This window comes from Streptomyces enissocaesilis, from assembly GCF_039533765.1.
GTDB lineage: Bacteria > Actinomycetota > Actinomycetes > Streptomycetales > Streptomycetaceae > Streptomyces > Streptomyces enissocaesilis.
The window spans coordinates 1-20,819 of record NZ_BAAAUD010000059.1 but is presented as its reverse complement, the minus strand read 5'-3'; the positions used below and the strand labels follow the sequence as shown (position 1 = coordinate 20,819).

Genomic DNA, 20,819 nt, shown 5'->3' with positions numbered 1-20,819 from the left:
CTCAAACGCCTTCAATACCGACCCGACACACTCGACGGATTCATAGCCGGCACCGGCCTCACCCTCGACGACCCAGCCACACCCTGACAAGCCGAAGTCAGTAACGAGCGTCACACCCACCAGATGCACTACACGGACAGGTGCTGCAGCCGGGCGGTCCCGGATGCTCCAGCGCCTGCGCGAGCGTCCAGCAGTTCCCCGTGTCCGCCTCCAGCAGCAGCCCCTCCACCAGTTGAGCCGCCGTCGCCCGCCCCTCACGCCGCACGAAACAGCCGGCGACCGCCGCCATCGCCCTCCCGGACCTCTCACGCCACGCCTGCTCGGCTATCGCTGCTTTAATGGCCACGGCGTCCTGATACGTCGTCACAAACGTTCGTGATCGCGGTGGCCGTACCCATCCCCCGCCCACCCCATCGGACCGCCGACCCCCACAGACGCAGGAACTACAGCTGCCGTGTCTGCCCCGGCCCGAACTGATTGTCAGCCGCCTCACTCCTTCCGGTAGCAAAGCCCGTCTCACCGTCACGCCGCTCTCCCTGCACGGTTACGGAAGCACTATTGAGCCAGAGGTCCCGCAATCGAGGGGCCGCAGGAAAAGCAGGTGACGGAATATGCGAACTGAGGCCGCCCAGCGACTCGAGTTGATCTTCTCCCTTCTCGACGCCAACGGCAACGGAGTCATCGACTCCGGCGACTTCGACCTCATGACGGACCGTGTGGTGAAGGCGGCGGCCGCCTCGGACGACGGTGCCAAGGCTGCTATCCGGGCCGCGTTTGGCCGCTACTGGACGACACTGGCCACGGAACTGGACGCCAATGGCGACGGTGTGGTCACCCTCGAGGAGTTCCTTCCCTTTGTCCTCGACCCTGACCGCTTCGGCCCCGTGGTCACCGAGTTCGCAAAGGCGCTGTCCGCTCTCGGTGACCCCGACAAGGACGGCCTGATCGAGCGCCCCCTCTTCGTGTCGCTGATGACCGCGATCGGCTTCGACGAGGCAAACATCCACGCGACCTTCGACGCCCTCGGCCCGGACACCGACGACCGCATCACCGTGGCCACGTACGCCGCCAACATCGAGGCCTACTACGCGCCCGACATGGCCGGGATCCCGGGAGACCAGCTGGTGAGTACCGCCGTCTGACACGACTGGCCACCGGCCGTCCGACAGCGCTGCCGCCCGTCTCAGCCCTGGCCCACGAAGAACCACACCAGTCCGGGCAGGGCGGGCGGGGGTACTCCCGCAGGGAGATCGCGCATCAGACGCCTGCGACGCCCGGATCGTTCCCGGGACGATGGGCAGTGCTGGAGCTTGCCCCTGCTGACAAGGGTGCGCCGCGTCCGGACACCGCTGCTGCGGATCACCCGAACGTGCCTGCGGAGCAACGCCGTTGCACTGAGCTGCGCTACATTGCCCAGCATGAACGATGCTTCTGCCGCCGGCTCCCTGCTTCCTTCGTTCGTCCAGGAACGCGTGGAGGCTTTCCACTCGGCGGGGATCCGGGGTCGGTGGCATGGCCGTCACATCCTGCGGGGCCGGCGCCTTCCGAGCCCGGGCTCCACGGTGGTCGACAGCAACGACTACCTGCGTCTGGCCGGCGACAAACGCATCGTGGACGCCGTGACGGAGTCCCTCGACGCGATGCGAGGAGCGAGGCTGGCCTCGGCGGTGCTGCTGTATGAGGAGCACCCGCAGACCGTGCTGGAGCGGGAGCTGGCCCGCTACCTCGGCTCGGGGGCGGGCGTTTTCACCCAGTCCGGGTATGACGCCAACGTGGGGCTGCTGCAGACCCTGGCGGGACCCGAGGTGCCGGTGTACGTGGACATGCTGGCCCACATGTCGCTGTGGGCGGGGGCGAAAGCGGCCGGCGCCCCGGTACGGCCCTTCCGCCACAACGACACCGCTCACCTGCTGCGCCGCATCGAGGAGTACGGGCCCGGAGTGATCGCGGTCGACTCGATGTACAGCGTGTGCGGCAGCCTCGCGCCGCTGGCCGCACTGTGCGATGCCGCCGAGGAGACCGGCTGCGTCCTGGTCGTCGACGAGGCGCACTCGCTGGGCGCCCACGGCCCCGAGGGTGCGGGCATGGTCGCGGAGGCCGGACTGACGAAACGGGTGCATTTCCGCACCACGAGCCTGTCGAAGGCGTTCGCGAAACGGGCCGGCTACATCACCTGCCCGGACGAGGACTTCGTCGAGTACTTCAAGATGACCTCCTACCCGGCGGTGTTCGCCTCCACCCTGGTGCCCTCCGACCTGGTGCAGATCGCCGCCACTTTGGATGTCGTCCGCCACGACGAATGGCGCCGTGCCCGCCTGCACGAAGTCGCCACCATCCTGCGGGAAGGCCTCACCGGCCTCGGGTACGACCTTCGGGGTTCGGGCGCCCACATCATGTCGCTGCCCACCGGCCGGGACGAAACCGTCATCCACGTACGCGACATCATGGAAGACCACGACGTGTTCGGATCCGTCTTCTGCCCCCCCCCGCCACCCCCCACAACCGCACCGCGCTACGGCTCTCCCTGCACTGCGACCTCACCGACCAGGACCTGGACCGCATCCTCCACGCCGGCGAAGCCGTCCGCCCCCTGATCACCGCACATCGCTCACTGTGAACCCTGCGATGTCAGGCGCGTCACGCTAAAGGTGCTGGCCGAGCCAGGCGGTCATGTCGGTGCTGTCGGTGTCGAGGACGCCGAAATGGGGGCCGAGGCCTGCCCTGTCGCTGGTCTTCGGGTGGATGCGGTAGGTGACGTCGTTTCCGAGGGCGCCGAGTTCGCCGACCAGGGTGTTGGTGCCGGCGATGGCCACGCGGGTGTCCGGCTGGGCGTGGGCGATCCTGATCGGTGCCGGGATCTTCAGGGCAGGGTTGGTGAGGTCGAGCTGGCGCAGGAACTCGCGCTGGTGGTCGTTGGGGGTGTTGACGATGTCGCCGCGGAACTGGTCCGTGCCCAGGATGCCGCCCCAGGAATCGGGGCGGGAGAGCTCGACGCGGGTCTTGTCGGAGTCGCCGAACAGCTTGAAGGCCTCGTCCGTGAGGACCTGGGCGGGGTCGATCGGTGTGCCCCGGCTGGTCGCTCCTGCCCGGGAGCCGACGACGGCGCCGGTGAGCAGGAGCGGTGTGAACGCGAAACCGGGGAAGGTCACCGCCGCCTTCGCGCCCTGAAGCACGCTGGCCGTTACGTGGGAGGCGGGTGCCAGGGCCACCACAGCGCGCAGGTCGAGTTCGGGCGTCCACTCAGGGGCATGGTGCGCGGCGAACAGGGCGGCCTGCCCGCCCTGTGAATGGCCGACGACGGCGAGCCGCTCGGAGATCTCCGGGTGGAGCCCGCGTGCGGCACGTGCGATGTCCAGAACGCCCCGGGCTTCGGACTGCCCCAGCAGATACGGGTGGACACCCGGGGTGCCCAGGCCTTCGTAGTCGGTCATCGCTACCGCCCAGCCCCGGGCGAGGAACGCATTGAGCAGGGCGTGCGGGGCCTGGTTGATCAGATGGTGCTCCGGGAGGCTGCGCGCGATGTCCTCGCCATCGCGCGTCGGAGCTCCCTCATCTGCCAGACCAAGCGTGCCGTGCGCCCAGCTGACTATGGGAAATCCGCCCGTCGGCGGCTCCCCTTGCGGCAGGGCGATCACCCCCGACACTGCGATCGGCGTCCCGTCGACCGCCTCCGACCGGTAGAGCACCAGCTCGTTGCGGGCCGCCTCCTCCAGCGCCGCCGGACCCGCCAGCGGCCGCGACCAGATCACCTCACCGTGCTCCCTGCCCGCCAGAGGGGCCGGCGGGACGAAGAACCCCACACCTTCCGGCACCTCCACGGCACCGGCAGAATCCCCCAGCAACACCACACACACCCCACGGACGACCCCAAAGATCATCCCCCGCACCACAACCCCTGACAACCAGCCAAAGAGCAAACTACATCGGTCGTTTGCCAGCGCTCCACGCCCCCGGGGCACCCAGGCCCGCGCAAGCACACCGTGCCGACGGCCGGCATCTGCACAGCACGCAACCAATGTGCGCTCAGTCAACCTGCACAAGTCCAGGTCAACAACATGACTACTACGCAGCTCCACTGCGACGACACTTTCACCGTCCCTCCGTGAGCTCGCAACGGTGCCCCGGCAAGGAGGGCAGTCACCCGACCGGCATCGGTCGAGTCCTGGTCCTTGTAGCTTCCCTACGTGGGGACTTCTTGTTTCCCGCCGCTCGCAACGACCGGGCGGCACCGAAGGTGAAGGCAGGCGGATATGTCGAGTACAGGCCGCGCTGATCAGCGCGAAGCCGCCCAGCGAGAAGCCGTTGACGCGGTCCTGCGCGCCCTCGAATTGCCTGCAGGAACGCGTGTGCCCGAGCGAGGGCTTCGAACGCAGGTGATCATGGCGACCGGGTCCGGGAAGACCCGGGTGGCGGTCCGCAGCGCGGAGGAGCTCCACGCGGGCCGTGTGCTGGTGCTCGTGCCCTCGCTGGACCTGCTCGCCCAGACCGAGGCCGCGTGGCGGGAGGGGGGCCGCCGGGGGCCGATGATCGGGGTGTCCTCGCTGCGGGGTGAGGAGGTGTCCTTCCCCAACACCACGGACGTGGACGAGCTGGTGGAGTGGACGCGGGGCCTGGAGAAGGTGACCGTGTACGCCACGTATGCCAGCCTGGGTCTGGGCACGCTGGAGCGGGCGCACGCTGCGGGTTTGGCGGCTTGGGACCTGATCGTCGTGGACGAGGCCCACAGGGTTTCGGGCCTGATCGGGAAGCCGTGGGCGGTCGTTCACGACAACCAGAAGATCCCGTCCCTGCGCCGTCTGTACATGACGGCCACGCCGCGGCTGTGGCAGCTCGGGGACGACGAGGGCCCCGCCGGGGCACCTGGTGAGCTGGTCGCGAGCATGGACGACGATCCGGACGGTCCCTTCGGCAGCCGCTGTTTCACTTTGTCGCTCTCGGAGGCGATCGACCGGGGAATTTGTGCCCCCTACCAGGTCGTATGCGTGGATGTCACCGACACCGCGCTCCAGGCCGCGCAGCTCCTGGGCGCCGAAGGCCGGTCGGCAGAGGTGCGCGGGGCCCGGCTCGCCGCGCTGCAGACCGCCCTGGTGAAGGCGTCGGCGGAGGAGAACTTCCGGCGCACGCTTGTCTTCCACCATGTCGTCAAGGAAGCCGAGGCGTTCGCGGCCGGCCTTCCGGACGTCGCCGCGCAGCTGCACGCCAGCGACCCCGAGCTGTACCCCAAGACGATCTGGGCCAACTGGCTGTGCGGGGATCACAAGCCGCTGCACCGGCGCCGGCTGCTGGGCGAGTTCGCGGCCGGGATCGCCGCGGACGGCACCGTGGTGGAGAAGGGCTTCCTGGGCTCGGTGAAGGTCCTGGGCGAGGGCATCGACACCAAAAACTGTGACTCCGTGTACTGGGCTGACGTTCGCGGCTCGATGCCGGACCTCGTCCAGGCCGTGGGCCGGGCGCTGCGGATGCAGCCGGGCGAGGGAAAGATCGCCAGCCTGGTCGTGCCGGTGCTGCTCGGGCCCGGAGAAACGGCCGACAACATGCTCACCTCCCGGGCGTACGGCGGGCTCGCCAAGCTCCTGGAAGCGCTCAGGGCACACGACACCCGGGTCGTCGAGCAGCTGGCCGAACAGCAGGCGCAGAGCCGCGTGAGAGGCGTTCAGAGCCGCAGTGGGGGGCAGGAGGGTCTAGGCGAGGGGGATGGGTCCGGGCCGTCGGCGCCCGCTCGGCAGTTGCTGAAGTTCAGCACACCGCGCGACCCGGCCGCCCTCGCGGCGTTCATCAATCTGCGGGTCCTCAACCCGGAGCACGAGCACTGGCGGCGCGGCGTGGAGGCCGCCGTCATCTACGCCCGCGAGCACGGTGACCTCCGGGTGCCGTTCACGTTCCGCATGCCCGCCGTCGATGTCCAGGAGGCGGAAGGCGAGGGGTGGCCGGCTTCGCTCGCCGGGTTCCCGCTGGGGCAGTGGACCGCCGATGCGCGCCGGTTCTACGCCCGCGGCGACATGGACGAGGACCGCATCGCGCAGCTGGAGAAGCTCGGCATGATCTGGTCCCATTTCGACGTCGCGTGGGAGGAGGGCCTGTCCGCCGCGCGCGGGTGGGCGGCCGAACACGGGCACCTCCTGGCCCCGCTGGACGCCACCTTCCAGGGGTACCGGGTGGGCATCTTTTTGAAGAACGCACGGGCCGCCGCCCGCAAGGCTCAGGAGATTGAGCAGCGGCGTGCGGAGGGGCTGCCGGTTCAGTCGTCGGCCGGGGCGCTGTCGGAGATGCGGCGCGAGCAGCTGGAGGAGATCGACGCGTCCTGGTACCCGAGCTGGCCGGTGACGTGGCAGCGGTGCTTCCACCTGGTGCGGATGCACCTGGACGCCGGTGAGGCGCTGCCCACCGAGGCGGGCGAGGTCCTGCGCCAGGGCGAGGATCTGGGGCGGTGGGTGCAGTCGGTGCGGTACGGGTGGGACCAGCTCACGACCGTGCAGCAGTGGATGTGCGAACAGGTCCTCGGGATCACACCCGCCACCGAGGACGAGAAGCCGCAGCGGCCCCGTACACAGGCCGACAAGTGGGCGATGAACTACGAGGCCGCCAAACAGTTCTACAAGCGTGAGGGGCACCTTCAGGTCCCCAGGAAGTGGGTTGAGCGGATCGTCGGCGAGCACCAGGAGGAGCGGCAGCACAAGCTGGGAGCCTGGATCGGCAACCAGCGCAGCAGAGCCGCAACCCTGACGCCAGAGCGGATGGAACAGCTGTCCGCGATCGGAATGCGCTGGACGTAGCGGCGCACGGACGAACAACCGGCACGACGCGCGTCGCGGTGGTCGATTACCGGGTCACGTTCTCGGTGCGGATCATCCGGCGCAGGCTTGTGCGAGCGGCAGTGAGATCGGCTTCTGCAGCAGTGAGACGTTCTTTCAGAGCGGTGTTCTCGGCAGTCACTTGTCGGAGCTGGTGGCTCGCCGTGGCGGGCCCCCGGGGTCACGCTTCCGGCGTGACCCCGGTCCACTGGGCACCGTCCCAGTCCAGGCGGCCGAGGCCGGTAAGCGTCCATCCGTCCCTTTGGGCGACGCGGACGAACCCGAACGCGATGCGCTCCCCGGTGGGAGTCCCGGTGACGTGGCGGTCGAACTCCCACTGGTCGGTGGTGGCAGCCGACCAAACCCGAAGACACGATCGAGAGGATCTCAGATGACCATGGCGACGACGGATCAGTTCTTTTCCGAGCCCGGCCGCGAATGGACCTGGACGACGCGGAGGTCCGGATGGAGCTGTGGTTCGCGCTGCGGTGGCGGTGAGGTCGGCGGGGCGGGACGCGGACCGCTACGGGCGTTCGTTCGTCGCGCGGTGACCGCACATCGGCCGTGCGGAATCCCGGCAGCAGTCCGGCCCCTCTCCGCCGCCGGCGGAGCAGGTGGGCACGACAGCGGCGCGCCCGGGTTCCGGCCGCGCCGCTGTCGAGCTGTGGTCAGCCCTCGGGGGAGCCCCCGGGTCAGTGGAGCTTGTTGACGGCGGTCTTCGTCGTGGTGCGGAAGGCGGTCAGCGGGGCGTCCTCGAGGTCGCCCATCTGACCCCAGCGGACGAGGGTGACGGTGCGGCCGTCGCGGCCGACGGAGAACAGGTGGATGTCGGAGATGCCGATCTGCGGGTCGGCGGTGTCCAGGCTGTAGACCCAGGCGCCCTCCTCGACGGCGAGCTTGCCGTGGGAGGCGCTGACGGCCTGCAGGCCCGGGTTCTGCTGCTCCAGCAGGGGGCCGCAGCCGGCGAGGGCCCCGCGGAGGGTGTCGACCAGCTTCACGGCGTCGGCCTCGGTACGGGCGACGGTGGTGACCTGGACGCCGTTGGTGTCGAGCTCGGTGCTGAACTCGCGGTAGCGGGTGTTCTGCGCCGGAATCTTGTACGGGGCGCAGAGGACGCCGCCGTTCTCCGGGACGCCGGTGAAGACCTGGGTGGCGGTCCACGGCGTCGACGACGGCGGCATCTGGGAGGCGGCGAGGAAGGCGGGCTGGGCAGCCGCCTGCGCCGGGGCTGTGGCGAGGGCCGCGAGGCCCAGTGCGGCAGCGGCTGCGGTGGCGAGTGCGGTGCGGAGCTTGTTCATGGTGGTGGATCCCCCGTCGGGTCGTTCGTTCGGTCAGTGCTCAACCAGCGTGGGGCCGGCGCCCGCCGGCTGCAACGATCACGCGCCCACCAGCCGTCCCGGAACCATTCCACCCCCGCTGACGTGCAAGGACGTGAAGGATGGGACGCAGGGTCGAGGGGGATGGAATGCCGAAGGACGCCGCCGTCGAGGAGTTCGCGGGGCTCGTGCGCGCGCTGAAGGCGCGGGACGGGAGGAGTTACGAGGCGCTGGGCCGGCGGCTGAGTGTCAGCGCGTCCACCCTCCACCGCTACTGCTCGGGCGCGACCGTCCCGGAGGAGTTCGCCGTGGTCGACCGCCTCGCTCTGCTGTGCGGGGCGGACGAGGAGGAACGGCGGGCCCTGGAGGCGGCCTGGACGGAGGCGGACCGCGCCCGCCGCCGAGCGGCCTCGCCCGCACCCACGCCTGTGCCGGCCGTGTCGGCCGCGCCGGAATCGAACCCGGAACCGTCCGCGCCGGAACCGGGCCCCGGCCCCGCCCCGGACCCGACCGCGCCGGACCCGTCCGCCGCGAATCCGTCCGCGCCGGAGGCGCCCCGCGCCCGCCCCCGTCGTGGCGCCCCCGCTCCCCTCCTCGTCGCCGCCGCCGTCGCCCTCGTCATGCTCGCCCTCGCCGCCGCCCTGCTCGGCCACCCCACCCGTACGGCTTCCGCCCCCGCTCCCGCTTCCACCGCTCCGGGGCGGACCGCGGCCCCCCTCCCCTTCACCTGGAGCATCGGTTCCCAGCTCTGGGAGGGCGGTTGCGGGCACACCTACCTCGTGGACCGGACCCCCCGCGCGGTCGCCCCGCCGCCGGTCGCGGCCGACTCCGGGGCGTGGGCCGGGACGCACGGTGCCGTGCACGGCGGGGAGGCGCTGGTGCGGATCACGGTCCAGGGCCGGTCGCCGTCCGACGCCGTCGTCCTCCATGCCCTGCACGTGCGCCTGGTCGACCGCGCCGCGCCGCTGCCGTGGAACGCGTACCGGATGGACAACGGCTGTGGCGGCGCCGTCACCCCGCGCCACTTCGCCGTGGACCTCGACCGGCCGCGCCCGCTCGCGAGGCCCGTCGACGGCCTTGACGCCTCCGGCGCCGAGGTCCGGAAGATCCCGGCCGTCTCCTTCCCGTACAAGGTCACCTCCTCCGACCCCGAGGAGCTGCTGGTCTCCGCGCGGACGGCGGGCTGCGACTGCCGCTGGTACCTGGAGCTGGAGTGGAGCGCCGGGGGCCGTACGGGGACGGTGCGGATCACGGACGGCGGGAAGCCGTTCCGCACGAGCGGGACCAGGGGGACGCCGGCGTACGTGCACGACTCCGCCGAAGGGCGCTGGATCACAGACTCGGACTCTGGACAGACCGGGTGACCGATGAGTAACTTCGACTATCATAGGCTGAGCAAGCGCTTAGCCACCCCTTTCTCCATCTCGGACACCGCACGCCAAGCGGCGAAGCTCCTCGGTGACGACTGGCACGCCGAGTCCGGCTACTGGGGCGTGACTGGCGAGATCACCACCCTGGACGGCGCCCGGTTCATCGTGGGCGTGGACCACGAGGGCGACCTCTACGTCTACGCGGACAAGCGACCGAGTCCTCGCCGCCGAGACGTGGTCCGTACCGCTCCCGCGGCGGTACGGGCGGCCGGAACGACCGCGGGCGGGGTGGTGACCACGTCCGCCTGGTCGTCATCGGCGTCGCGCGGGTCGAGGTGGTGACGCAGTCGAGTGGCGGCAATGACGGCCGGGGCCAGAAGGCGGGCCGCGTCGGCATCGAGGTGACCGAGTGCACCGAGGAGGGCGTCCAGCCCATCGAGCGCGTCCAGGGCTCCGCCCCGGCCCGGGGGCCAGCCGTCGATGACCGCGTCCGCGAGAGCGCACGCGGTATCAGCAACAGTGTCTGCGAGGGTTTGCACGGGGCCGGTGGGCGGCGGAGGCATCGTCATGAGATGCCCAACGATCCGGGATGCGGCGGTACCCGGCCAAGCTGGTGCCCGGCCCGGGCGTGGAGTTGCGCAATGACCGTCCCGCGCACCGACCTGTCTAGGGCCTGGCACTGGCGCACAGCCGGGTTCGGCTCGTTCCCTCCCGTACGGCGACGGGGGCCGTCCCGCCGGGCGGGCGGTCACACCCGGCGGGACGGCTTGCCCAAGCTCCCTCGGGCTTGCCCGGGTCAGCTCCGGCGCCGGAACAGACCGCGGTTCTTCTTCTCCGCTTCTGCCGCCTCCCTGACCGCGGCTTCCTCCGCCAAGCGGCGCGCGGCCTTCTCCGCCCGCACCCGTTCATGGTGTTCGTCCAGGCACGGCCCGCACAGCTCATCCCCCTCACTGCGCCAAGAGGACTGCCGGATCGACTGCCAGCGTTCGTCGGTGAACTTCGTGCCGCAGCGGGTGCACACCGGCCGCTTCGCCTCCCGCGCCGCAGCCTCACGCTCTTCCTGCCGCCGGCGAGCCTCCTTCCACTGCACCGCGTACAGCCGGTCGCCGTCGGGGTTGTCCAGGGCCTCCGCCAGCGTCTGCCACTCATCCTCCTCGCGCCCGAGCCTGCGCCACACCTTCCCCGCCGCCCCCTCCGCATCGGCGGTGATCCGCTCCAGCTCAGTGACGACCACGGGCACCGCCTGGTGGTAATCGACGGCCGTGATGCCCGAGGCCCGGCCTGAGTACGGCTCCCCGGCGAAGTAGCGGCGGGCGGCCTCTTCCAGCCGCCGCATCCGGCTGGCCCGCTGCGCCTCCGTCTTACCCGTGAACACGAACGCGAGGGGCACGTAGCCCTCGCGGCCGGTCGCCGGGTAGATCCGCGACCACAGCCGGAAGTCATGCACCTTCGCTCCCCCGTAGGAGGCGGCCTGAAGGCCCTTGAGGGTCAGGTTCCGCAGGGAGTCACCGGTCTCCGTGGAGCCGCCGTTCTCGGACAGGCCGTGCTTGCGCATGTCGGAGAGCGCGCCGGTGTGCGAGGCGGTACGGGCCTGCTTCCGCTTCGACGCCGGTTCCTTGTCGGCGTGCCTAAAGCTCAGATGCGGAGCGCCGATCCGCTGGATCTGATCAGCCGTCGCCACCTTCAGCGCTCCGAGCACGCGCAGCACATCCCCGCGGTAGCTGTTCGTCGACCCCGCCGGATTGTTCTTCCGCTTCCCCGCCATCAGCTCTGCCCCCTCGTTGCTCGCGACCCGCCGCCGGCCGACCGCCGCTGCTGGCCGCGCCCGGCCTGGGAGGGCGTCCGGGCCCCCCGCAACCCGACGATCTCCTCCACTGCATACATATAGAGGAGATTAAAGGATTGTGACGGTTCGAAATCCGCGCGGATTTGCGGGCTGACCAGGAGTTTCACCCCTCCCGTGGGTGCCGGGCACCAAAGGGGGATCTCAAGGGGCCTTCGAAGGGGCGCCCGCAGGAGCCTGCCACGGCTTGCCCGCCACCGGCCGGCCTTCCACCCCCGTCGGCCCGCGGGCTGCCCGCGCCCGGTCCGTGAGTGGGTGGTCGTCATCGTTCGTCTCCCTCGCTGCCCCGGTCCGGAGCCTTGGCCCGAAGGAGCAGCGTGCGGGAGACCCCCTTGTCCGCGGTCTGACGGCGGCCGACAGCCGAGGTGGTCAAGGAGGAACGCGGCGTGCGCGGCCGGGCGGCGGACCTGGACAAGGGGGAGGCGGTCCGGCTCGCCGCCGGGTTCGGCAGGTAGACAAGAGGGGCCAGGTTCCGCCCTTGCCGCCCGATTCGCCCGACCCCGTGGGTCAGGGAGAAATCTCCGGTCTCTGCCCACAGGGCGATCGTCCGAGGCTGCTGGGAGTCGTCGTGATCCGCGCGGCGGCCACCCAGTTGAGGAGATCTCCATGCCGTACCTGATCCCGTCCCGTACGCCGCTGACACCCGAGCAGGTGGAGCGGGGCTTCGACTACCTCCTGGCACTCCTCGCCCACACCATCCTTCAGGCCCTCGGCCCCCGTGGTCGGCCCGAATCGGGTGTAAGCGAGGTAGAGGAGACAAGCTGTCTTACTGTCGCGGTAGGCACTCGCGCACTCGCGGTCACGGTGATCGAAGGACGAAGCTCGCGCCAATTGATCGGGGACCCGGCATCAGCCCTCATCCCAGACTGGGAGGGCAGCCGCCTCGAACACGGACAGGTGCTGCGTGAGACAGGGCATCAGATCCGGATCCTGGTAGCAGCCGGCGGCGGATGCCGCCTGGTAGATGTCGGCCAGATAGAACTCGCCGAGCGACACAATGCGCCGGAGCCCCTTGAAGAAGCTGGCGGTTTCCTCCTCCGTCGGCTCGACCATGTCCGACGCTGTGTACGCGACGCGCCAGAGCTCACCAGCCTTCGACTGCCAACCACTGACCCCTGTCACCTCCAGTTCGTCGTCGGACAGCCCGTGGTATATCCGAGCCGACTTGTGTGACCCGGCATGACTGGCTGCCCGCACGAGGCGGCGCACATGGGTCTTGGCGTCGAGGAGCTTGTCGATCTGCTCCCTGACCCACTTGCTCTGATGGTCCGTGGGGCCGCCAACGAACTTCCCGCCCCAGGGTTCATCACCAGGAACCCAAGTAGTTGGCCATGCTGAGTGCCATGCACGGAAGATCGCGTCGTAGTCCATGTTCCGCCGCGCTTCGGCAAAGCTGGTCAGGCTGAAGTAGGTGGCGTGCTGGGCGGCCTGCACGATCAGTTCGGGCTCTGTCAGATCCTCATCGGTAAGGGCTGCCAGGCTTTCGCGGAACTCATCGGCCTGCTGAGGTGTCGGCGCGTCCTCATTGTCGGTCAGCCCGCAGTGCCAGACCGTGAACGCTGCCTCAAGCACTGCTTGACGCACGTCGAGCCTGGCGGGCGGCCGGCTGGCGCCAACGATCCGCCTGGCTCCTTCCTGCAGGACGCCTACTTTGTTCCACGCAATGCCGCAGCAGTATTTGAACTTGTTGGCGTCGAGTACCTTGTCGTTGCCCATCGCAACGTCAACGATGTCGGCCCAGACCCAAGGGGGCAGTCCCGCGACGCGGAAGCGTTCGACGCTGGCCTTCCAGTCGCCAGGCAGCTCGATGGCCTTGCGGTCCTCGCCTTCGCCGTAGCCCCAGCGGTTCCATTCCTTCAGGAATGCGGCACGGTATTCGAGCTTGGGCTTCTCCTGCTCAAGAAGGTCATCAGCGGCCTGCTGCATGGCGGCGGCCCAACGAATGGCGTCGTCGGCGACGTTCTCGACCAGGGCGCTGTCGACGGTGGCGGAGCTCTTCCCGCTGTTGCAGGGCTCGCAGCTTGTTACGAGGTTGGCGGGGGTGTCGGTGCCTCCGAGCGCGACGGGCACGACGTGGTCGACACGCAGCGGGACATTGGGTGCTTTGGCGCCGCAGTAGCGGCAGGTGTGGTTGTCCCGGCGGAGGACTTCGTATCGGAGGCGCTTGGAGACGGCCATGGCGCATTGTCTCTGGCTGCCACGGGCGGGGTCTAGCTAGTCCTTGCCGATCAAGAGGCCGCGCGCCGGGCTCGGCCTGCCTTCGAGGAGGAGCGGGTGGCGACGGCATATCGTCGGGTGCGTGCTGCTGTCCGCATTGCAGGACTGGGCGCGGGACCTCCCCCCACGGCGGTGTTGGGCATCGCCCGCAGCATCATCCGGTCCGCGGGGAACGTCGTCCCGGACCTCGACCATGCGGACACCGCCGACACCCTGGAGGCGATGCGCGACGAACCCCTGGTGCTGGCGCACGCGTTCCATCCGCACTCGGTGCGCACCGGTAGCCGCACCAACGTTGGAATGGGTGCGCGCCTGGTGCGGTGAGTTACCACCAACTTGAAGTCCCAACGCCCGCGCCGATCGCCGCTACGCTGAACACGCCACCCTGAGCCGGGGCCGAGTCCAGACCGGAGAGGTGCTGCAGGGTGCGGCTGGACGGATCAATGCCGGACGAGTGGACAGGCACACGAAAGCTCCTGGCGGACTGGTGATCTTTGTCGTGAACCCGTCTACCAGGAGATTTCTTCATGCCCGTGCCGGGGTCGTCCGTCCAACCTCCCATCAAGTTGGAAAAGCTCAAAGTTGTCCGGGACGCTGAAGGGTCCCGGACAACATGCGTGAGGGGCGGCGGGGCTACCGGGATGGTTGTGTCTCGCGGACCGGGGTTGCGGGGGTCTTGTCGTGGGTGGTGGGGGTTGTGCGGATGAGGAGGGAGACCAATGCGGCGCCCGCGCAGGTAGCGCCAAGGACCAGCCAGACCAGGTCGTAGCTGCCGAAGGTGTCGCGGGCGACGCCGCCGAGGAGGGCGGCCAGGGCGGCACCGATCTGGTGGGCCGCGTTGACCCAGCCGAAGACGATGGCGCTGTCGTCGCCGTAGAAGGTTCGGCACAGGGCGATGACGGGGGGCACGGTGGCGAGGTCAAGGAGACCGAAGACGACGACGAAGACCATCATGGCCGGGTTGACGGTGGCGGCCATCATCAGGGGGAGCAGCACAAGGAGGATGCCACGCAGCGTGAAGTAGAGGGCGAGTAGGTGTCGGGCGTCCATGCGGTCGGTGAGCCAGCCGGAGGCGACCGTGCCCACCACGTTGAAGATGCCGATGAGGGCGAGCAGGGTCGACGCGGTGGTGACGGCCATGCCATGGTCGTGGGCTGCCGGGGTGAAGTGCGTCCACATGATCCCGTTGGTGGTTGCTCCGCAGATCGCGAAGGCGCCGGCGAGCAGCCAGAAGGGCGTGGTATGTACGGAGTCGCGGAGCACGGTGAGGGTGCGACGGGCGGCGCCCGTGACGGGTGGCGGCTTGGGAACGAACTTATTACTTCCGTAAGGGCTTTGGCCGATGTCGGCGGGGTGGTCGCGCAGGATCAGCCATACGAGAGGGGCTACGGCCAGCGCGGCGAGCGCGAGGGTGACCAGGGCGGGGCGCCAGTCGTAGTGGTCGATGGTCCATGAGAGGGCAGGCAGGACACCATCTGCCCCAAGACGCTGCCCGAGGAGAGGATGCCGGTGACCAGGCCCCGCCGGGTGGTGAACCAGCGATTGGTGACGGTGGCTCCGAATGCCATGGCCATGGAGCCGGTGCCGAGTCCGACGAGGAGCCCCCAGAAGAGGGTGAAGTGCCAGGAGGCGTTCATCAGCGTGGTGAGCAAAGAGCCGGCCGCAACGGTGGTCAGGGCTGCGACCACCACGCGGCGGATACCGAAGCGGTCCATGAGGGCGGCGGCGAACGGGGCGGTGAGTCCGTACAGGACCATGTTCACCGAGGAGGCAACGCCGATGGTGCCGCGCGACCAGTGGAACTCCTGCTGAAGGGGGTTTTGGAGGATGCCGGGCATCGTGGAGAAGGCTCCGGTGACGACGATGGCGAGGGCCGCCACGGCGGCCACCCACCAGGCGCGGCGCCCTGTAGCGCCGGGCGGTGGATTTGCCGATGAACGGTCAGTAGGGTCTTGAGGCTGTCGGAGGTATCGGGTGGTCGCTTCTTCCATGTGTTCCATCCTTTGTGGGTAGGGCAACCCCCGACCACTGGCCAGCTGGTCGCAAAGTGAAAGAATCTGGCCATGACTGAGACAAGTGGGAGAGCGCCGCATCGGGTGGTCACCCTGGTCCGTCCGGGGCTGCTGCCGATGGAGCTGGGCATCGTCCACCGGCTATTCGGGACGGCCGTCGGAGCCGACGGCCAGCCGCTGTATTCGGTGGTGACCTGTGCGCCGGAGCCTGGCGAGCTGACTACCGACGCGGACTTCACTGTGAACGTCGCCCACGGGCCGCGGGCACTGGAGGACGCTGACACGGTGCTCGTGCCCGCGGCCGCCGAGGACTACGAGCCGCAGGAACGGGGGCGGTTGGCGCAACCGGTGCGCCAGGCGCTGGCCCGCATCCCGGCTGGGGCTCGGGTGGCTTCGATCTGTACCGGGTCATTCGTGCTGGCGGCTGCCGGGATGCTGGCGGGGCGGCGGGCGACGACACACTGGAAGTCATGCGACGAGCTACGGATCTTGTACCCAGAGGTGGACGTGGATCCCGATGTGCTGTACACGGATGATCAGGGTGTGCTCACGTCCGCGGGGGTCGCCGCCGGTATCGATCTGTGTCTGCACATGATCCGGAGCGACCACGGGGCCGAGGTGGCCAACACCGTCGCGCGGCGCACCGTCGTACCACCGCACCGGGAGGGCGGGCAGGCGCAGTACATCGAGCAGCCGGTGCCCGAACCCGGCACCAGTTCGACAGCCGCCGCCCGCGCGTTCGCTCTCGACCACCTGGGGGAGCCGCTGGCGTTGGAGGATCTGGCCCGGGAGGCGTCGATGAGTGTGCGGACACTCAGTCGGCGCTTCCTGCTGGAGACGGGAGCGACACCGATGCGCTGGATCACAGAGCAGCGGTTGCAGCACGCGCGGCGCCTCCTGGAACAGACTGATGAGCCGGTGGACCACATCGCGTCGGGGGCCGGTTTCGGTACAGGGACAGCGATGCGTCAGCACTTCCGGGAGGCACTCGGGGTGTCGCCACGCGCGTACCGCAACACGTTCCGAGGAACGAACTGAGCGATACGCGCGCGGCGTCCTCACCGGACAGTGGCAGTCTCGTCGGTGATGCCCCTCAGGGTGTCAGTGGGGCGAGGGGCCCGGTCCGGTACAGCACCTCGTCGTGGTGCTCGCCGGGGAAAAGATCACTGGGGAAGAGGATTTGGGTGTGCACGTCAGCGCTGTACCGCTTCGCGACCTTCTTCAGGACCATGATGATGGCCTTGTTGTCGGCGGAGACCGTGGCCTCGATGAAGCGGGCGCCCTGCTCCACGGCGCGGGAAGGGGAGGAATTCCTCGGACACTTCGAACGCCGCAAGGTCTCGATCGGCACATGCGGACGGGCCTTTGGCACCCCCTGCATCCACGAACACGCCTGCTTCTCTGAACTACCGGTGGCGGGTGCGGATTACGTCTCGTCGGGGCCCATTACGGCGTTCAGCGCGCGCAGGGCGTCATCGTATTGGCCACGGCCGAACTGGAACGGACCGAATGCCGCGTACTCGCGGGTCTTGCGATGGGGTTGCTCGAAGGAGTCCCAGATAACGAGGTCGGCTGTCGCGGTGATGCGGGCCAGGAGGGGCCAGCATCCCCACTCGCCGCATTCACAACCGAGAACGGGCGCCTTCGGCCCCATCGCGTAGGCGGACCGTCCGAGGAAGTGATCCTGCATCGGGCCGAACCGGAAGAACTCCGGGATCAGACCGCCGTAGGCGTCGCCTGCGGGCTGCATCCCGGCCGCGATCTCGAACCCGTCGATCAGCTCGGTGAGTAGTGCTCCGTCGATGCAGGGGACGATCACGAACGGGCCGCCGTCGCCACGGTGCCGGCACTCGAACCGGATGTCATTGCTGGTCATCCAGTGATTGTGCCAGCGAAGCCGTTCCATCCACCTGGGTAAATTGAGCTGGGGCTATGTGTGGCATGCCGAGGTCGATCGCCGTACCGCCGGAAGTTTGTCGGTCCATGTGAACGAGCTTGTCTTCGGCGCCAGCCAGGCTGACCCGGAGCCCTTCGACTTCTCCGAGCCAGCCTTCGCGCTCGGCCTCGGCGATGCGGGCGACGAGGTTGTCGCGGATCTCCTCCAACCGGCCGCGCTGGGCCAGGTCCGGCCGGAGAAGCGAACAACGAACGCAGGCTTATCCGAACTACCCAGTTCACGGACCGACGGGGCCGCTCGCAGGCGAGTTGCTAAAAGTAGTGGGCGACAATCTCGGCGCCCCGAAGTGTCCGAGCGTGTCGCGCCGCCGACTCCTGCAGGGGCGCCGTGACTGGGTGTCGTGGGACAGGGAGGACGAGGCTGACTGGGGTGCGGCGGCGGGCAGGGATCAGTCGAAGTTGAGGCGGCGTCCCCATTCGCTGCTCCACCCACCGCGCCAAACGGTTACTGAGCTTTGCGGGTTGTCGTCGGGGAGTGACGGTTCATGATCCCTGCGGTATGCCGGTGGTATGCGTTATCCGGAGGGTGGGGGCCTGACCGCTGAGCGTCGGGCGTTTCGTGAGGGGATCCGGCTTCAGGCCGGTGAGCGGTTCGCGGCGGGTGAGAAGACCGCGGTGATCGCGAAGGATCTGCGGGTGAGTGTGCGCTCGGTGGAGCGCTGGCGTCGTGCCTGGCGCGAGGGCGGTATGGAGGCCTTGCGCTCCGCGGGCCCGGCGAACTCCCCGCCCATCACCGATGCCCAGTTCACTGCGCTGGAGGAAGAACTCAACAGGGGCCCCTCAGCGCAGGGCTTCGACGATGAGCGGTGGACGCTTGCCCGGGTCCAGGCGGTGATCCGCTGTCGGCTGCAGGTGAGTCTGTCGGTGCCGACGGTGTGGCGGCTGCTGAAACGGCACGGCTGGTCCTGGCAGGCACCCGCCCGCAGAGCACTCGAACGCGACGAGCATGCGGTCGAGTTGTGGAAGAAGGAGGTGTGGCCGGGGGTAAAAGTCTCGCGGCGGCCCACGAGGCGTGGCTCGTCGTCGAGGACGAGGCCGGATTCTCGATGACGCCGCCGGTCGCCCGCACCTGGGGCCGGCGCGGACACACCCCCGTCATACGCGTCCGCGGCCGCTCCCGCCGCAGGACCTCGGTCGCCGCCCTGTGCTGCTACAAACCCGGTGAGAAGAGCCGCCTCATCCACCGGCCCCGCAACCATCTCCTGCTCAAGGGCGCCCGAAAGAGCTTCTCCTGGCAGGAACTACCGCGACCTGCTGGTGAGGGCCCATATCCAGCTCGGCGGCCCCATCGTGGTGCTCTGGGACAACCTCAACACCCACCTGGCCGCCGGGCTGAAACGCTACGAGGCCGAACACGACTGGCTCACCACCATCCGCCTCCCGGCATACGCACCAGACCTGAACCCGGTTGAAGCCGTCTGGTCCCTCGTGCGCAGAGCCACGGCCAACACCGCCTTCGACACACCCGACGACCTCGACCGCAAACTCCGCCGCGAGTTACGCAGAATCCAACTCCGGCCCCACCTCATCGACGGCTGCCTCACCGCCACCGGCCTGGCTATCAACCCACCGACCCCACCCTGAAATCCTCAGTAGACAAGGTCGGCGGCTGGGAGGGCAGCCTGTTCCTGTACCACGAGGGCTTCGATCTGGCCTGGCGGCTGTACGCGGCGGGCTGGAGCGGCTGGTACGCCGCCGGCATCCGTATGCACCACCCGCTCACCACACCGGCCCGCCACGCGCTGTACCACCGGCTCGCCGCCCGCAACCGGATCTGAATCGCCCACCGCAACCTGCCCGCCCCGATCATCCCCTTCTACCTGGGCGCGTGGACCGTGATCACCCTGGCCCGGGCCGTACGCGGCGGCGGACTGCGCCAGACGCTGCGCGGGATGCGCGAGGGCTGGACGACCCGGCGTATGCAGCCGCGGCGCCCGATGAACCGGCGCACCGTGTACCGGCTCACCGCCGCCGGACGGCCGCCGGTCATCTGAACCTCCCACCCGCCCACCACTTCGAGGAGACCCTTCGTCATGAACAGCCTGCCCGTGCCCTCGCTGCTGGGGGTGTTCGGCCACCCGGACGATGAGAGTCTCCTGGCCGGCGGCGTACTCGCACAGCACCGCGCCGCCGGGGCACGCACCGGTGTCGTCACCGTCACCTGGGCGCCGGACAGCAGGCGCGCGCCCGAACTCGCCGCGGCCCTCGCTGTTCTGGGCGCCGGTCGCCCGCGGCTGCTCGGTTACGGCGATGCCCGCAATCCCGAGTCCGCCCCTGGTGAGTCCCGCCTCGTCGACGCGCCCCTCGATGAGGCCATCGGCCGTCTCGTCGCCCACATCCGGGCTTTCCGCCCCGAGGTCGTCGTCACTCACGACGCGATCGGCCAGTTGACGGGCCACCCTGACCACGTGCGCACCCACCAGATCACCGTGCTTGCCGTCGAGGCCGCCGGTCTCGAGCCTCTCTACCCCGAGGCGGGCGCCCCCTGGCAGCCGTCGGCGCTGTACGCGGCGACGCATTCGGAGGCTGGCGTGGGTCGGCTCGGGACCCTGTTGGAGAGGGTCGGGAAGAGCGTGCTGACCGTCCCTGACGCGTATGTGACCACGACCGTCGACGTCAGCCCGTGGGCTGGGGTGAAGTGGTCGGCCATTCTTGCCCACCAGGGGGAGGTCGCACGCGAACGGCCCCTGCCCGGCATCCTCGCCCGCCTGCCCGAAGCCGAACGCAGCGAGATCATCAGCACCGAGTTCTTCACCAGGCTCACCCCCGGCCCCGTCGCGGGCGATCCGTCCCGGCTTCTCGCCTGACATGCGCCCCCGCACTCTCTGCGCGCACTGCACACCTGGAGTCCAAGATGACCACCACACCTACCTCGGACGAAACTCCGAGCGCCTTCACCGACGAGCACCTCCAGGCCCCGGCCCCCGTCATCGCGAAGGCACTCGGTTACCACGACAAGACGGCCACCCGCCTGGTCACCGAAGCCGGAGGAACCTGGAGCCGATACGCCCCCGGTGACCACACACGGTGACACCAGGACCGACCTCATCGAGGAATACGCGACACCTCAACATGCGAGCCCACCAGTCGAGTGAGTGTCCTGCGCCAGGAATTCACCGGAACTTCCGTGGCGCCAACTGTTCCGATGTCCGAGACCGTACTGGCGACAGCTCGGTCTTATCTACGGCGAAGTTGTCGTGCGACGCAATTGGTGATGTGTTACGACTGCCGTGCACACCACGATGGGTACCGAGACGGCGGGCACGCTCCACCACGGGATGCCGATCCACACCGCCGGCAGGCCCACTCCGAAA

Annotated in this window: 17 protein-coding genes and 3 pseudogenes; 12 read left to right on the top strand and 8 right to left on the bottom strand. The window is 69.2% G+C overall.

The genetic code is table 11. The features are described 5' to 3' along the window. The 3 genes and pseudogenes from ABD374_RS30080 to cqsA all read left to right on the top strand — a co-directional run. A pseudogene (locus ABD374_RS30080) lies at nucleotides 1–87 on the top strand (transposase); the annotation flags it as partial. A 524-nt stretch (nucleotides 88–611) separates the two neighbouring features. Continuing rightward, entirely contained in the window at nucleotides 612–1,142 is a 531-nt protein-coding gene (locus ABD374_RS30075) for an EF-hand domain-containing protein (protein WP_344499538.1), read from the top strand. Nucleotides 1,143–1,418: 276 nt separating this feature from the next. Next, nucleotides 1,419–2,594, top strand: a complete 1,176-nt coding sequence (gene cqsA, locus ABD374_RS30070) for an alpha-hydroxyketone-type quorum-sensing autoinducer synthase (RefSeq protein ID WP_344499536.1) — start codon at nucleotides 1,419–1,421, stop codon at nucleotides 2,592–2,594. A 48-nt stretch (nucleotides 2,595–2,642) separates the two neighbouring features. Here the strand turns inward: cqsA and ABD374_RS30065 are convergent, their stop codons facing one another. Continuing rightward, nucleotides 2,643–3,800, bottom strand: coding sequence for a lipase family protein (locus tag ABD374_RS30065; RefSeq protein WP_344499534.1), 1,158 nt, complete (start codon nucleotides 3,798–3,800; stop codon nucleotides 2,643–2,645). A 450-nt stretch (nucleotides 3,801–4,250) separates the two neighbouring features. On the opposite strand from ABD374_RS30065, the gene ABD374_RS30060 reads away from it, so the two are divergent. Beyond that, nucleotides 4,251–6,773 (top strand): DEAD/DEAH box helicase, encoded by a 2,523-nt coding sequence (locus ABD374_RS30060; protein ID WP_344499532.1) that lies wholly within the window; start codon nucleotides 4,251–4,253, stop codon nucleotides 6,771–6,773. 710 nt (nucleotides 6,774–7,483) lie between these two features. On the opposite strand, the gene ABD374_RS30055 is transcribed toward ABD374_RS30060, so the two are convergent. Beyond that, nucleotides 7,484–8,089 carry a hypothetical protein gene (locus ABD374_RS30055; RefSeq protein ID WP_056789649.1) on the bottom strand — a complete coding sequence of 202 codons (606 nt, stop codon included), beginning with the start codon at nucleotides 8,087–8,089 and terminating at the stop codon, nucleotides 7,484–7,486. Nucleotides 8,090–8,229: 140 nt separating this feature from the next. On the opposite strand from ABD374_RS30055, the gene ABD374_RS30050 reads away from it, so the two are divergent. Beyond that, nucleotides 8,230–9,471 carry a helix-turn-helix domain-containing protein gene (locus ABD374_RS30050; protein ID WP_425577390.1) on the top strand — a complete coding sequence of 414 codons (1,242 nt, stop codon included), beginning with the start codon at nucleotides 8,230–8,232 and terminating at the stop codon, nucleotides 9,469–9,471. Between the two features lie 3 nt (nucleotides 9,472–9,474). Next, nucleotides 9,475–9,819, top strand: a complete 345-nt coding sequence (locus tag ABD374_RS30045; RefSeq protein ID WP_344499521.1) for a hypothetical protein — start codon at nucleotides 9,475–9,477, stop codon at nucleotides 9,817–9,819. Nucleotides 9,820–10,273: 454 nt separating this feature from the next. On the opposite strand, the gene ABD374_RS30040 is transcribed toward ABD374_RS30045, so the two are convergent. Both ABD374_RS30040 and ABD374_RS30035 read right to left on the bottom strand, forming a co-directional pair. Next, nucleotides 10,274–11,242, bottom strand: a complete 969-nt coding sequence (locus tag ABD374_RS30040) for a hypothetical protein (RefSeq protein ID WP_344499519.1) — start codon at nucleotides 11,240–11,242, stop codon at nucleotides 10,274–10,276. Nucleotides 11,243–12,169: 927 nt separating this feature from the next. Further along, nucleotides 12,170–13,498: an HNH endonuclease gene (locus ABD374_RS30035; protein ID WP_344499517.1), complete on the bottom strand. Its 1,329-nt coding sequence runs from the start codon at nucleotides 13,496–13,498 to the stop codon at nucleotides 12,170–12,172. Nucleotides 13,499–13,669: 171 nt separating this feature from the next. Here ABD374_RS30035 and ABD374_RS30030 point away from each other — a divergent pair, with 171 nt between their 5' ends. Further along, entirely contained in the window at nucleotides 13,670–13,861 is a 192-nt protein-coding gene (locus ABD374_RS30030) for a hypothetical protein (RefSeq protein ID WP_344499515.1), read from the top strand. 309 nt (nucleotides 13,862–14,170) lie between these two features. Here the strand turns inward: ABD374_RS30030 and ABD374_RS30025 are convergent. Then, a pseudogene (locus ABD374_RS30025) lies at nucleotides 14,171–15,528 on the bottom strand (MFS transporter). 72 nt (nucleotides 15,529–15,600) lie between these two features. On the opposite strand from ABD374_RS30025, the gene ABD374_RS30020 reads away from it, so the two are divergent. Then, nucleotides 15,601–16,587: a GlxA family transcriptional regulator gene (locus ABD374_RS30020; RefSeq protein WP_344499513.1), complete on the top strand. Its 987-nt coding sequence runs from the start codon at nucleotides 15,601–15,603 to the stop codon at nucleotides 16,585–16,587. 55 nt (nucleotides 16,588–16,642) lie between these two features. Here the strand turns inward: ABD374_RS30020 and ABD374_RS30015 are convergent, their stop codons facing one another. The 3 genes from ABD374_RS30015 to ABD374_RS30005 form a co-directional block, all read right to left on the bottom strand. Next, on the bottom strand, nucleotides 16,643–16,840 hold the full coding sequence (locus ABD374_RS30015) for a hypothetical protein (RefSeq protein WP_344499511.1): 198 nt from the start codon (nucleotides 16,838–16,840) through the stop codon (nucleotides 16,643–16,645). Nucleotides 16,841–16,975: 135 nt separating this feature from the next. Then, the gene (locus tag ABD374_RS30010; RefSeq protein ID WP_344499509.1) at nucleotides 16,976–17,425 is read right to left on the bottom strand and encodes a hypothetical protein; all 450 of its coding nucleotides are present in this window, start codon (nucleotides 17,423–17,425) and stop codon (nucleotides 16,976–16,978) included. Continuing rightward, a complete protein-coding gene (locus ABD374_RS30005) occupies nucleotides 17,412–17,654 on the bottom strand; it encodes a hypothetical protein (RefSeq protein WP_344499507.1) in 243 nt (80 codons plus the stop codon). The genes ABD374_RS30010 and ABD374_RS30005 overlap by 14 nt, the downstream gene beginning before the upstream one ends. Before the next feature lie 361 nt (nucleotides 17,655–18,015). Here ABD374_RS30005 and ABD374_RS34765 point away from each other — a divergent pair. The 4 genes and pseudogenes from ABD374_RS34765 to ABD374_RS29980 all read left to right on the top strand — a co-directional run bounded on the left by ABD374_RS34765 (nucleotide 18,016) and on the right by ABD374_RS29980 (nucleotide 20,536). Then, nucleotides 18,016–19,089: pseudogene (locus ABD374_RS34765) on the top strand (IS630 family transposase). Between the two features lie 251 nt (nucleotides 19,090–19,340). Continuing rightward, complete coding sequence (locus ABD374_RS29990; RefSeq protein WP_344499503.1) at nucleotides 19,341–19,499, top strand: hypothetical protein; 159 nt, start codon at nucleotides 19,341–19,343, stop codon at nucleotides 19,497–19,499. Between the two features lie 39 nt (nucleotides 19,500–19,538). After that, nucleotides 19,539–20,312, top strand: a complete 774-nt coding sequence (locus ABD374_RS29985; RefSeq protein WP_344499501.1) for a PIG-L family deacetylase — start codon at nucleotides 19,539–19,541, stop codon at nucleotides 20,310–20,312. Between the two features lie 47 nt (nucleotides 20,313–20,359). Then, nucleotides 20,360–20,536, top strand: coding sequence for a hypothetical protein (locus tag ABD374_RS29980; protein ID WP_344499499.1), 177 nt, complete (start codon nucleotides 20,360–20,362; stop codon nucleotides 20,534–20,536). The last annotated feature ends 283 nt before the right edge of the window (nucleotides 20,537–20,819 follow it).

Bases quoted from the DNA above. Each gene is read 5' to 3' on its own strand.
- ABD374_RS29985 (WP_344499501.1), top strand. From the start codon at position 19,539: ATGAACAGCCTGCCCGTGCCCTCGCTGCTGGGGGTGTTCGGCCACCCG.
- ABD374_RS30050 (WP_425577390.1), top strand. From the start codon at position 8,230: ATGGGACGCAGGGTCGAGGGGGATGGAATGCCGAAGGACGCCGCCGTC.
- ABD374_RS30020 (WP_344499513.1), top strand. From the start codon at position 15,601: ATGACTGAGACAAGTGGGAGAGCGCCGCATCGGGTGGTCACCCTGGTC.
- ABD374_RS30055 (WP_056789649.1), bottom strand. From the start codon at position 8,089: ATGAACAAGCTCCGCACCGCACTCGCCACCGCAGCCGCTGCCGCACTG.
- ABD374_RS30040 (WP_344499519.1), bottom strand. From the start codon at position 11,242: ATGGCGGGGAAGCGGAAGAACAATCCGGCGGGGTCGACGAACAGCTAC.
- ABD374_RS30035 (WP_344499517.1), bottom strand. From the start codon at position 13,498: ATGGCCGTCTCCAAGCGCCTCCGATACGAAGTCCTCCGCCGGGACAAC.
- ABD374_RS29980 (WP_344499499.1), top strand. From the start codon at position 20,360: ATGACCACCACACCTACCTCGGACGAAACTCCGAGCGCCTTCACCGAC.
- ABD374_RS30075 (WP_344499538.1), top strand. From the start codon at position 612: ATGCGAACTGAGGCCGCCCAGCGACTCGAGTTGATCTTCTCCCTTCTC.
- cqsA (WP_344499536.1), top strand. From the start codon at position 1,419: ATGAACGATGCTTCTGCCGCCGGCTCCCTGCTTCCTTCGTTCGTCCAG.
- ABD374_RS30045 (WP_344499521.1), top strand. From the start codon at position 9,475: ATGAGTAACTTCGACTATCATAGGCTGAGCAAGCGCTTAGCCACCCCT.
- ABD374_RS30060 (WP_344499532.1), top strand. From the start codon at position 4,251: ATGTCGAGTACAGGCCGCGCTGATCAGCGCGAAGCCGCCCAGCGAGAA.
- ABD374_RS30010 (WP_344499509.1), bottom strand. From the start codon at position 17,425: ATGACCAGCAATGACATCCGGTTCGAGTGCCGGCACCGTGGCGACGGC.